The organism is Pseudomonas sp. 910_23, from assembly GCF_052850795.1.
Genome location: NZ_VXCZ01000006.1, coordinates 84,255 through 96,238 on the forward strand (window position 1 = coordinate 84,255; position 11,984 = coordinate 96,238).

10 protein-coding genes are annotated in these 11,984 nt (G+C 61.5%); 6 read left to right on the forward strand and 4 right to left on the reverse strand.

Annotated features, from left to right (window positions below):
• Nucleotides 1–19: 19 nt before the first annotated feature.
• The 4 genes from FW800_RS08990 to edd all read right to left on the reverse strand — a co-directional run bounded on the left by FW800_RS08990 (nucleotide 20) and on the right by edd (nucleotide 5,129).
• Nucleotides 20–1,447 (reverse strand): ATP-binding protein, encoded by a 1,428-nt coding sequence (locus tag FW800_RS08990; RefSeq protein ID WP_201772885.1) that lies wholly within the window; start codon nucleotides 1,445–1,447, stop codon nucleotides 20–22.
• Between the two features lie 31 nt (nucleotides 1,448–1,478).
• Entirely contained in the window at nucleotides 1,479–2,213 is a 735-nt protein-coding gene (locus FW800_RS08995; RefSeq protein ID WP_005790997.1) for a response regulator, read from the reverse strand.
• Between the two features lie 136 nt (nucleotides 2,214–2,349).
• Entirely contained in the window at nucleotides 2,350–3,306 is a 957-nt protein-coding gene (locus tag FW800_RS09000; RefSeq protein ID WP_032879667.1) for a glucokinase, read from the reverse strand.
• Nucleotides 3,303–5,129 carry a phosphogluconate dehydratase gene (gene edd, locus FW800_RS09005; RefSeq protein ID WP_005791001.1) on the reverse strand — a complete coding sequence of 609 codons (1,827 nt, stop codon included), beginning with the start codon at nucleotides 5,127–5,129 and terminating at the stop codon, nucleotides 3,303–3,305. The genes FW800_RS09000 and edd overlap by 4 nt, the downstream gene beginning before the upstream one ends.
• Nucleotides 5,130–5,351: 222 nt before the next feature.
• Here edd and gap point away from each other — a divergent pair, with 222 nt between their 5' ends.
• From gap to FW800_RS09035, 6 genes are all read left to right on the forward strand, one after another.
• A complete protein-coding gene (gene gap, locus FW800_RS09010) occupies nucleotides 5,352–6,353 on the forward strand; it encodes a type I glyceraldehyde-3-phosphate dehydrogenase (RefSeq protein ID WP_005791003.1) in 1,002 nt (333 codons plus the stop codon).
• Nucleotides 6,354–6,485: 132 nt separating this feature from the next.
• On the forward strand, nucleotides 6,486–7,004 hold the full coding sequence (locus tag FW800_RS09015; RefSeq protein WP_005791005.1) for an RNA polymerase sigma factor: 519 nt from the start codon (nucleotides 6,486–6,488) through the stop codon (nucleotides 7,002–7,004).
• A gap of 75 nt (nucleotides 7,005–7,079) precedes the next feature.
• Nucleotides 7,080–8,048: a FecR family protein gene (locus FW800_RS09020; RefSeq protein WP_446437456.1), complete on the forward strand. Its 969-nt coding sequence runs from the start codon at nucleotides 7,080–7,082 to the stop codon at nucleotides 8,046–8,048.
• Nucleotides 8,049–8,163: 115 nt separating this feature from the next.
• The gene (locus FW800_RS09025) at nucleotides 8,164–10,728 is read left to right on the forward strand and encodes a TonB-dependent receptor (protein WP_446437457.1); all 2,565 of its coding nucleotides are present in this window, start codon (nucleotides 8,164–8,166) and stop codon (nucleotides 10,726–10,728) included.
• 137 nt (nucleotides 10,729–10,865) lie between these two features.
• The gene (locus tag FW800_RS09030; protein ID WP_078822215.1) at nucleotides 10,866–11,474 is read left to right on the forward strand and encodes a biliverdin-producing heme oxygenase; all 609 of its coding nucleotides are present in this window, start codon (nucleotides 10,866–10,868) and stop codon (nucleotides 11,472–11,474) included.
• A 108-nt stretch (nucleotides 11,475–11,582) separates the two neighbouring features.
• Nucleotides 11,583–11,984 carry a YbaN family protein gene (locus FW800_RS09035; protein WP_078822216.1) on the forward strand — a complete coding sequence of 134 codons (402 nt, stop codon included), beginning with the start codon at nucleotides 11,583–11,585 and terminating at the stop codon, nucleotides 11,982–11,984.

Here is an 11,984-nt window from a genome sequence, read left to right on the forward strand (position 1 = left end):
TACGCAGCTCAGGTGTTTGTTAGTCCAAGGTTCTTGGTAGTTGCAGGGTGACGCGCAGGCCGCCTTCGCGCAGGTTCTGCAAACTCACTTCACCGCCATGGCTATGGGCAATGTTGCGCGCGATCCCCAGCCCCAGGCCATACCCCTGCTGCTGGCCGGCCAGGCGAAAGTGCGGTTCGAATACCTGCTCCAGACGCTGCTCCGGCACACCGGGGCCTTCGTCATCCACATGCAGGACGAACTGCACACCATCGTCCTCGATATGCAGATGCGCGTTCTGCCCGTACTTCAAGGCGTTGTCGATCAGGTTACCGATGCAACGCTTGAGCGCCAGCGGCTTGCCCGGGTAGGCCGCCAGGGCCGCGCCTTCAAGGGTTACCCGCCCGTTGCCGTTGGGCGCCAGGTACGGTTCCACCAGGCATTCGAGTACATGATTGAGGTCAACCGGCTGGATGTTTTCGTGGATGTCGGTGTCTTTCACGCATTGCAGCGCGCCTTTGACCAGCAGTTCCAGCTCATCCAGGTCGCGGCCGAATTTGGTTTGCAGGTTCTCGTCTTCGAGCAATTCCACACGCAACCGCAGGCGGGTAATCGGGGTGCGCAAGTCGTGGGAAATTGCGCTGAACAACTGGCTGCGTTCGGTCAGGTAACGGCTGATGCGTTCGCGCATTGCGTTGAATGCGCGGCCCACCTCCACCACTTCACTGCCGCCGCCTTCGGCCACCGGTTCTACATCGGCGCCCAGCGACATATCCCGCGCCGCCCGCGCCAGGCGCTTGAGCGGCCGGCTTTGCCAATGCACCAGCAAACCGATAAACAGCAGCAAAAAACCGCTGGTCAGCACGATAAACCACACCTGCTGGGACGGCAGGCCCTGTTCTTCAAGGCTGGTGTACGGCTCTGGCAACAGCGAGGCGATGTACAGCCATTCGCCGGGAGCCAGTTGAATCTGGGTGACCAATACCGGTGGGTTAACCGGCTCCAGGGTTAACGCGTAATGGGCCCAGGAGCGTGGCAGTTCGTCGAGCTTGAGGCCGGCATTGAAGATGCGCAGGTCTTCGGCGCTGACGAACTCCACCGAGATATGTACATCGGCGCCCAGGGTTTGGCGTAGCACCTCATCGACCGCCTCCAGCACCGCTTGCTTGCGTGGCGTCTGCGGCAGGATCGCCATATCCAGCGGGCGATCATTGAGGGTCACTACAAAGCGGGTACCGCCCATGCTGCGCAACTGATCAAGAACCAAAGGCCGATAGGCCACCGGCAGCGAACGGAAATAACTCACGCTGGCGGTCATAGAGTGCGCCAGGCTGCGGGCGCTGGTCACCAGGCCCTCAAGCTGGGTGGCGCGCAATTGCGACACCCAGATCACGCTGGACAGCGCCTGGGCGAACAGCACGGCGAGCAAGGTCAGCAGCAACATGCGCCCCAGCAGCGAGCGTGGCACCGGAAAGCGGCGGCGGCGCTCGGTCAAAGGTTCAGTGGGCATTGCCGGCAACCACGCTGGCTGCCAGTTGATAACCGCTGCCGCGCACGGTGCGGATCAGCCTCGGGGGTTTTTCGGTATCGCGCAGGCGTTGGCGCAGACGGCTGACGGCCATATCGACGATACGGTCAAGCGGCATCAGGTCACGGCCACGGGTAGCGTTGCCGATAGTGTCGCGGTCGAGGATCTGTTGCGGGTGATCAAGAAACAACTTGAGCAAGGCAAAGTCCGCGCCGGAAAGGATGACCTCTTCGCCATCAACGTGAAACAAGCGGTGGCTGATCATGTCCAGGCGCCATTCATCGAAGACCAGCACATCACCGCCAGTGCTGCGCTCCTGGCCGAATTGGCAACGGCGCAGCAGTGCCTTGATCCGCGCCTGCAACTCGCGAGGGCTGAACGGCTTGCCGATATAGTCGTCAGCGCCCAGTTCCAGGCCGATCACGCGGTCGGCTTCGTCGGAACTGGCGGTGAGCATGATGATCGGTACCTGCGCCTGGCGCGGGTGCTGGCGGATCCAGCGGCACAGACTGAACCCGTCTTCATCCGGCAACATCACATCGAGGATGACCAGGTCGCACGGCGCCTCGTTCATCGCCTGGCGGAACCCCGCACCATCGGCCACGCCACGGACCTGGAAGCCGGCGCGACTGAGGTAGGTTTGCAGCAATTCACGGATCTCCTGGTCGTCGTCGACGAGGAGAATGGATTTACTGATTACGCTCACGGGGGCCTCCTTGTTGTTATGGGGTGTTCTGTAGGGCCTCATCGGGGGCAAGCCCCCTCCCACATTTGCCTGCATTCCAGAGTTGGAACGCGGTCAAATGCGGGAGCGGGCTTGCTCGCGAAGAGGCCATCACAGCCTATGCAAAAGCCTGCTCAAGCGCCACGCCAGCCCCGGTCAGTCCCGAATACGGCGCTGTCACCAACCACACCGGAATACCTTTGAAGTAGTCGCTCATGCAGCCTTTATCCGCAAAACTTTTGGCGAAACCGCTGGCGATAAAGAAGTCGGCAAACCTGGGTATCACCCCACCCACGATGTACACGCCACCGCGCCCACCGGTGGTCAAGACGTTATTGCCCGCGACCCGGCCCAGCCAGATGCTGAACTGGTCCAGCACTTCCATGGCGACCGCGTCACCGGCCAGGCCCGCTGCGGTGATGGCTTCGGGCGTGTCCAGCACCGGCTCGTGCCCGTCCACCGCACAAATAGCGCGATACAGACGCGGCAACCCGCCGCCGCTCAATACGGTCTCGGCGCTGACATGGCCGATCTCCGTGTAAATATGCTGCCACAGCTGGGTTTCCCGCGGGCTGCTCAGGGGCAGGTCGACGTGCCCGCCCTCCCCCGGCAATGCCGCGAAACGCCCGGCGCCAAGGTCCAGCAAGGTGCCAACGCCCAGGCCAGTGCCCGGGCCGATCACCACCGCTGGGCGCAACGGCTCCGGCGTGCCTTCGCAGACCACGCGGAACTCGTCGGGCTTAAGACGCGTCATGCCCAGGGCCATGGCCGAGAAATCATTGACCAGCAGCAGTTCATCCACTTGCAGGGCTTGGCAAAACGCCGTCTTGCTCAGGCGCCAGTGATTGTTGGTGAACTTGAACTCATCGCCACTCACCGGCCCGGCCACCGACAGGCACACCGCACCGATGTCCCCGGTTTCCAGGCCTTCCTCTGCGAGATAGACCTTGATCGCTTCTTCAGGGCTTTGGTGATCCGCTGTGGCATGCACGCGGATCGAATGCAGCTCCTGATCTCGCCATAACGCAAAACGGGCGTTGGTACCCCCGATATCACCGACCAGCGCAAGCTTCACTTAAGCGTCTCCAAGGCAGAGGTAAAGGCGCTGGCGCCCTGCTCTGCGGAGCTTGCGGCCAAGCGCATGAATGCAAACAGCTCGCGACCTGCTCCCACGTTATTGCCCAACAGGCCCGTGGCAGGCGTGCGCGCTGCAAATACTTCGGCGTCCACTTTAAGCTCCAGGGTGCCGGTGACGCCATCGACGCGGATGATATCGCCATCCTGCACCCGCGCCAGCGGCCCGCCGCTCTGGGCTTCGGGGTTGACGTGGATCGCGGCAGGGATCTTACCCGAGGCGCCGGACATTCGCCCATCTGTTACCAACGCCACTTTGAAACCACGGTCCTGCAACACGCCGAGAAACGGGGTCATCTTGTGCAATTCCGGCATACCGTTGGAACGTGGTCCCTGAAAGCGCATCACCGCAACGAAGTCTTTTTCCAGCTGGCCCGCTTTGAAGGCGTCGGCCAGGTCTTGCTGATCCTGGAACACCACCGCCGGCGCTTCAACCACCTGATGCTCGGGCGCGACAGCCGAAACTTTCATTACGCCACGGCCAAGGTTGCCTTCCATCACGCGCAAGCCGCCTTCCGGCGAAAACGCACGGGCCACGGGGCGCAGGATGGTTTCGTCGAGGCTCTCGATCGGGCCATCGCGCCAGACCAGCTCGCCGTCCACCAGGAACGGCTCCTGAATGTAGCGGCTCAAGCCCTTGCCGGCCACGGTGTTGACGTCTTCGTGGAGCAGGCCGGCTTCGAGCAGTTCGCGGATCAGGAACGACATGCCACCCGCCGCCTGGAAGTGATTGATGTCGGCCTTGCCGTTTGGGTATACGTGGGACAGGGTCGGCACCACCTCGGAGAGGTCGGCCATGTCTTGCCAGGTCAGGATGATGCCCGCCGACATGGCAATGGCCGGCATGTGCAGCGTATGGTTGGTGGAACCGCCGGTAGCGTTTAGCGCAACGATGGAGTTGACGATGGATTTCTCGTCGACGATCTCGCCGATCGGCGTGAAGTTGCCATTGGCCTTGGTCAAGCGCGTGACCTGGTGCGCCGCTTCGCGGGTCAACGCGTCACGCAGCGGCGTGTACGGATTGACGAATGACGCGCCCGGCAAATGCAAGCCCATCACTTCCATCAACAACTGGTTGGTGTTGGCGGTGCCGTAGAAGGTACAGGTACCGGGGCTGTGGTAGGACTTCATCTCCGATTCCAGCAGCTCTTCGCGGCTGGCCTTGCCTTCGGCGTAGCGTTGGCGCACATCGGCTTTCTGCTTGTTGGAGATACCCGACGGCATCGGGCCGCCCGGCACAAAGATCATCGGCAGATGGCCGTAGCGCAGCGCGCCCATCATCAGGCCGGGGACGATCTTGTCGCAGATCCCCAGCATCAGCGCGGCGTCGAACATGTTGTGGGACAGCGCTACCGCCGTGGACATGGCGATGACTTCACGGCTGAGCAGGCTCAGTTCCATGCCCGGCTCGCCCTGGGTCACGCCGTCGCACATGGCGGGGGTGCCCCCGGCGAACTGGCCGACCGAGCCCACTTCACGCAGGGCTTTCTTTATTTGTTCAGGGAAATGTTCGTAGGGCTGATGCGCCGAGAGCATGTCGTTATAAGAAGAAACAATTGCCACGTTGGCAGCATTCATCATGCGCAGGCTGTTTTTGTCTTCGGTGCCGCAACCGGCCACGCCGTGGGCAAAGTTGGCGCATTGCAGCTTGCCACGCATCGGACCGTCGCTGGCTGCGCCGCGGATGAGCGCAAGGTAAGCCTCGCGGGTGGCGCGGCTGCGGGCGATAAGCCGTTCGGTGACCTCAAGAACGCGGGGATGCATGTATAGAACTCCAGGCTAACGGATGTGGCGACCTGAGTGTCTATGCTGATCAAACGCCCACAGCTCATGGGATGGCAGGGGGTCGTTTGGATCATCGGACCAGTTGATTCAGGTCACTCGTTGTAGATTGAACAAAATATTGCCACTAAAAAGGCTTGTTTTCTATTTTTATGCGAATAATCTTGTAATTCTTACAACAAATCGACGACAGGCACTTTTCCAATGACTCTACGTATCGCAATCAATGGTTTTGGCCGTATCGGCCGTAATGTCCTGCGCGCACTGTATACCCAAGGCTATCGCCAGGATTTGCAGATCGTCGCCATCAATGATTTGGGCGACAGTTCGATCAACGCCCACCTGCTCAAGTACGACACCGTACACGGCACTTTCGATGCAGAGGTCGCCCACGATCAGGAAAGCCTGACCGTCAATGGTGACCGGATTGCCGTCAGTGCCATTCGCAACCCCGCCGACCTGCCGTGGGCTGCGCACAAGATCGACGTGGTGTTCGAATGCACCGGCCTGTTCACCGACCGTGACAAGGCTGCCGCCCATATTACCGCCGGCGCGCGCAAGGTGATCATCTCGGCTCCGGCCAAGGGCGCGGATGCCACTGTGGTTTATGGCGTAAACCATGACATTTTGCGTCAGTCCCACCAGATCATCTCCAACGCGTCGTGCACCACCAACTGCCTGGCGCCGGTCGCGCAGGTGCTGCACCGTGAGCTGGGTATCGAAAGCGGCCTGATGACCACCATTCACGCCTACACCAACGACCAGAACCTGACCGACGTCTACCACACCGACCCGTACCGCGCGCGCTCGGCCACCCAGAACATGATCCCGAGCAAAACCGGCGCGGCTGAAGCCGTTGGCCTGGTGCTGCCGGAACTGGCGGGCAAGCTGACCGGCATGGCGGTGCGGGTACCGGTGATCAACGTGTCTCTGGTGGACCTGACTGTGCAGTTGAAGAAAGAAGCCACGGCCGATGAAGTCAACGCCCTGCTGAAACAGGCCAGCCAGCACTCGAAGATCCTCGGTTACAACACCCTGCCGCTGGTTTCCAGTGACTTCAACCATAACCCGCTGTCGTCGATCTTCGATGCCAATCACACCAAGGTCAGCGGCAAGCTGCTCAAGGTGCTGGCCTGGTACGACAACGAGTGGGGCTTCTCCAACCGTATGCTGGATAACTGCCTGGCGCTGTGCAACGCCGAGTAATCCCACCTGTGGGAGGGAGCAAGCCCCCTCCCACAGTTACATCTTGTCCAGAGTAGGTTCAGGGAAATAGCCACTTGCCATTTCGGTTGATGATAAGCATTATCATTAACTGCATATCGGTCTGGTATCACTGTGAGCCAATCTCGCTTCAACCAAGTCTTTCTCACCCAACGGGTGATTCTGCTACGCACCTTGCAGCGGATGGTGAATAACCACAGCACTGCCGAGGACCTGTTGCAGGAAACCTACCTGCGCGTCACTCGGGCCCTGAGCGAGCGGCCGATCGACCACCTTGAACCCTTTGTGTACCAGACCGCGCGCAACCTGGCGCTGGATCACCTGCGCTCGCGCCGGATCCAGGCCCGCACGTTGCAGGAAGACGTCCCGCTGGACGTGCTGCAAAGCGTCGCCGCCCCTGCCAGCACGCCTGAAGAAGCCATTCAGGCCGAGCAACTGCTGGAGCATCTGAGCGTCAGCCTCGGCCAGCTGAGCGCTCGTCAGCAGCGGATTTTCATCCTCAGCCGCCTGCACGGTTGCAGCTACCAGGAGATTGCCGATCAGTTGAACGTGTCCTTGAGCACCGTACAAAAGGAACTGAAATTGATCATGGCCATCTGTGTAGGTGTGGCCGAACGGCTGGATCAGCCTTAAGCTCCATCCGACAGAGCTATCGATCCACGCTGTACGAAAAAATGAATAGAACGTGGCGAAGACCCGAGGAACACCGTGACGGACCCGAATAAACTGCGCCCCCATGCGTTGGCTCATGAGGTGCTGCAAGACACGGCCATGGACCAAGCCCTCGATTGGCTGATCGCCTTGCAGTGCCCGCAACCCGGGCAGCAGGCCGAGTTCGACGCCTGGCTGGCCGAGGACCCGGCGCATGTCCACGCGTTCAGCAAGGCCCAGGCGGCCTGGGCAGGTGCACCGGTACACAGCGCCGCCGTGGCCCTGGCGGTGCCACGCAAGCCAAGCGGCTGGCGCCGGATCAAACCGCACTGGAAGCCCTTGGCCACCGCGGCCGTGCTGTTGATCGGTCTGTTCAGCTTCAGCAACTTGCCGATGCGCTTGCAGGCCGATCACCTCACCGTGGTCGGCGAGCGCCAGCGCCTGCAACTGGACGATGGGGCCAAGGTGCTGCTCAACACCAACTCGGCATTTTCCAGCCGCATCACCGACCACCAGCGCATTGCGCGCCTGTACCAGGGCGAAGCGTTCTTCGACATAGCCCCCAGCCGTGGCCTGGCCCTGGAAATCGACGCCGGCCCCGTACGTGCCAGCGTGCGCGACACCGCCTTCGCCGTGCGCTACCTCGATGGCGAGGCCCAGGTACAGGTGCAGCGTGGCGATGTCGACCTGAGCAACACCTTCGACGATGCCCGCGTACGCCTGAGTGCCGGGCAAAGCATCCGCATCGGCCCCAAGGGTTTCGGCCAACCGGCCAAGCTCGATGTCGGCAAGGATCTGGCGTGGGTGCAGGGTAGGCTGGTGTTCGAAAATTGCCCGCTGAGCGAAGTCCTGGCTGAACTGCGCCGCTATTACCCTGGCTGGATCGTCAACAACAATGAGCAACTGGCCAGCGTCGCCGTCACCGGCAACTATCGTCTCGACCAGCCCCTGGACGTGCTGCGCTCCCTGGCCCACATCACCTCGGCCAAGCTGTCGGAATACCCGGCGCTGGTGATTCTGAACTAAATGAGAATTATTTTTACTCGATGTTAACCGGCGATACGTCTCGTTATAGCCAATGCAACTGATTCCTATTTGGTTCAGTTCGCAACTATAAGATTCGTATCCCGGAGCGCTCTCGATGTCCTCTCGTTTCAACCGCCGGTGTTCTTCGCCCGTTTTGTCTTTGCTGACCGCTGCGATCCTGCTGGCTGGCGCGCCCGTCATGAGCGCCACCGCCGCCGAACCCGCCCCTCGCAGCCACGGTAATTACAACTTCAGCATCGAGCAGCAACCGCTGGTGTCGGCGCTCAACGCCTTTACCGCGGTGACCGGCTGGCAAGTCGGCCTGCCGGCAGAGCTGGGCCAGGGAGTGTCGTCCCCTGGCGTGCGCGGCCCGCTGTCGCCGGAAAAAGCCCTGGAGCGGTTGTTGGTGGGGACCAACCTGAGCTACCGCAAACTGGGCAATAACAGCATCGTGCTGGAGAAACGCGCCGCGGGCGGCGCCCTCGCCCTGCAACAGGTGACCATCAGCGCCACCCGTAACGAACAGGATGTGAACAGCGTACCCAGCACCGTCAGCGTGCACGACCGCGAGGAACTGGACCGCCAGAACACCAACAACATCCGCGAACTGGTGCGCTACGAGCCCGGTGTCTCCGTCGGCGGCGCCGGCACCCGCTCAGGCAACGCGGGCTATAACATCCGTGGTATCGACGGCGACCGCATCCTCACCCAGGTGGACGGCGTCGAAGTGCCCAACAACTTCTTCAACGGCCCCTACGCCAAGACCCGTCGCAACTACGTCGACCCGGAAATCGTCAAGCGCGTGGAGATCCTGCGCGGCCCGGCCTCGGCCCTGTACGGCAGCAACGCCATCGGCGGCGCGGTGAGCTATTTCACCCTCGACCCGGACGATATCATCAAGCCCGGCAAGGACGTCGGCGCCCGCCTCAAGACCGGCTACAGCTCCGCCGACGAGAGCTGGCTGACCTCCGGCACCTTCGCAGGGCGGGTACAGGACTTCGATGGCTTGCTGCACCTGAGCCAGCGCAATGGTCATGAAACCGAATCCTACGACGGCAACAACGCCACCGGCCTGGCCCGCACCGGCGCCAACCCGGAAGACGCGCGCACCACCAACGTGCTGGCCAAGCTGGGCTGGAACTATGGTGATGAAAACCGCCTGGGCCTGACCTACGAGAAGTTCAAGGATGACCGCGACGTCAACCTGAAGAATGCCGTAGGCGGCCCGTTCATCGGCGGTCGAGGCATGAACCTCTACCGTGCCCGCTCGGGCAACGACACCATCACCCGCGAGCGCTTCGGCCTGGAAAACACTTTTGCCCTGGAGTCGCCGATCGCTGATCGCATCAAGACCAGCCTCAACTACCAGATCGCCAAGACCGACCAGACCACCGCCGAGATCTACCAGGCTGGTCGCCGCGTACTGCGTACCCGCGACACCCTTTACGAAGAAAAACAGTGGGTCTTCGACGCTCAACTGGACAAGGCGTTCAGCGTCGGCGAAACCGACCACCAGGTGACCTACGGCACCACCCTCAAGCAGCAGAAAGTCACCGGCTCGCGCGAAGGCTCCGCCTCGTGCCTGGCCATTGGTGGCGGCTGCACCGCCATCGGCGCGCCCAGCCCGCAAGCAAGCGACAGCGTGAAGAAGGCCAGCGACTTCCCCGACCCGACCATCAACACTTACTCCTTGTTTGCCCAGGACCAGATCAGCTGGGATAAATGGACCTTCCTGCCCGCCGTGCGGTATGACTACACCCGGCTCAAGCCCAAGCTGACCCAGGAGTTCCTCAACACCGTCAACCCAACTGGCGAATACGCCGTCGATGGCAAGGACAAAACCTGGCACCGCGTCACGCCAAAGTTCGGCCTGACCTACGCCCTGACCGATAACTACACCTGGTTCGGCCAATACGCCGAAGGCTTCCGCACCCCCTCGGCGAAGGCCCTGTATGGCCGCTTCGAAAACCTCAACATTGGCTACACCGTCGAACCCAACCCCGACCTCAAGCCGGAGACCAGCAAAGGCATCGAGACCGGGATACGCGGCAAGTTTGACGAAGGCTCCTTCGACATCGCGGTGTACTACAACAAGTACCGCGACTTTATCGACGAAGACAACGCCGTGGTCGGCGGCACCGTGGAGCAGTTCCAGGCCGTCAATATCAAGCGCGCCACCATCAAGGGCGTGGAAGCCAAGGGCCGCCTGAACCTGGATGCGTTCGGCGCGCCGAAGGGTCTGTACACCCAGGGTTCGATTGCCTACGCCCACGGTCGCAACGACGACAATGGCGAACCATTGAACAGCGTCAACCCGCTCAAGGGCGTGTTTGGCCTGGGCTACGACCAGGACAATTACGGCGGCCTGCTGAGCTGGACCCTGGTGAAAAAACAGAACCGCGTCGACAGCACCACCTTCCACGCTCCCGACGGCAGCACCGACGGCCCGTTCAAGACCCCGGGCTTCGGCATCCTCGACCTGACCGCCTACTACAAGGTCACCAACGACGTGACCATCAACGGTGGCCTCTACAACCTCACCGACAAGAAGTACTGGAACTGGGATGACGTGCGCAGTTACGACAGCGTCGGCGAAGCTGGCGTAACCGGCCCGGCCAACCTCGACCGCCTGACCCAGCCCGGTCGCAACTTTGCGATCAACCTGATCTGGGACATCTGATCCACCCGCCTCACCTCGCCGGAATCCATCAGCGGCGGGGTGAGGATTTTTTACTGTGCCACGTCTTCTTGTTCGTCTAGTTGATAACAGCTCTCTTTAAGGGCACCCAGGCGCTCCCTCTTTCAAGGACTTTTTACATGACCGCTTCTCCTACCGCAGAACGCCCAAGCCTGCGCTCCCAGCGCCTGAACCAGATCACCAATGAACCGCACACCAAGCTGGATGCGTTGGTGAAGGCTCATGCGCCGTTCGAAACCCAAGCCAACTTCGCCCGCTTTGTGGTGGCCCAGTACCTGTTCCAGTCGGAACTGGTGGCGCTGTACAACGATGCCGCGCTGAACACGATCATTCCCGACCTGGCCGCCCGCTGCCGCGCCGAAGCCGCCAAGCTCGACCTGGCTGACCTGGACACCGACGTTCCGGCTCCGGTCGCCGGCGCGGTGAAAAACCCAAGCCAGGCCGAAGCCCTGGGTTGGCTGTTCGTGTCCGAAGGCTCCAAGCTGGGCGCCGCGTTTCTGATCAAGCGCGCCGTCGGCCTGGGCCTGAGCGAAACCTTCGGGGCCCGCCACCTGGGCGAACCGGCCGGTGGCCGCGCCGAAGGCTGGAAAAGCTTCACCCGCACCCTCGACAGCCTGGAGTTCAGCGCCGAAGAAGAAGCTGCGGTAGAAAAAGGCGCGATCGATGCGTTTGTGCGCTTCACCGTGTTGCTGGAACAGGCGTACGCTAGCGCCCCAGAAATGGCGTAAATGTTCCGGTAGACATCGGTTCAATGTGGGAGCAGGCAAGCCAGCTCCCACATTTGAGTGCATTTCATGGCAGATCATGTGTAAACCCTCCCACCAGAAAACTGCAGCATGACCGGCAAAACCCAATCCTCCTCAAAGATCGCCCAACTTCTCTATGGCCTGCTGGCCTACGTCAGCCTGGGGATCGGTTTGGTCGCGATTGTCATACCGGGTTTGCCGACCACCGAATTCATCCTGCTGGCCGCCTGGGCCGCCACCAAAAGCTCACCGCGCTTAAGCGCCTGGCTGGAAAACCACCGCCTGTTCGGGCCGATCCTGTTCAACTGGCGCAACGGCAAGATCATTGCGCGCCGGGCCAAGGTCAGCGCCACCGTAAGCATGTTGCTGTGTGCCGTGTTGATGCTGGTGATGCTTGATCATGGCTGGCCCGTGTACCTGGCAATCGCCGGGATGAGCCTGGGCAATCTGTGGATCTGGTCCCGCCCCGAGCAGCTCGCACGGCCCGTATAA

Coding starts and splice junctions, on each gene's coding strand:
- gap (WP_005791003.1), top strand. CDS start 5,352: ATGACTCTACGTATCGCAATCAATGGTTTTGGCCGTATCGGCCGTAAT.
- edd (WP_005791001.1), bottom strand. CDS start 5,129: ATGCATCCCCGCGTTCTTGAGGTCACCGAACGGCTTATCGCCCGCAGC.
- FW800_RS09035 (WP_078822216.1), top strand. CDS start 11,583: ATGACCGGCAAAACCCAATCCTCCTCAAAGATCGCCCAACTTCTCTAT.
- FW800_RS09030 (WP_078822215.1), top strand. CDS start 10,866: ATGACCGCTTCTCCTACCGCAGAACGCCCAAGCCTGCGCTCCCAGCGC.
- FW800_RS09025 (WP_446437457.1), top strand. CDS start 8,164: ATGTCCTCTCGTTTCAACCGCCGGTGTTCTTCGCCCGTTTTGTCTTTG.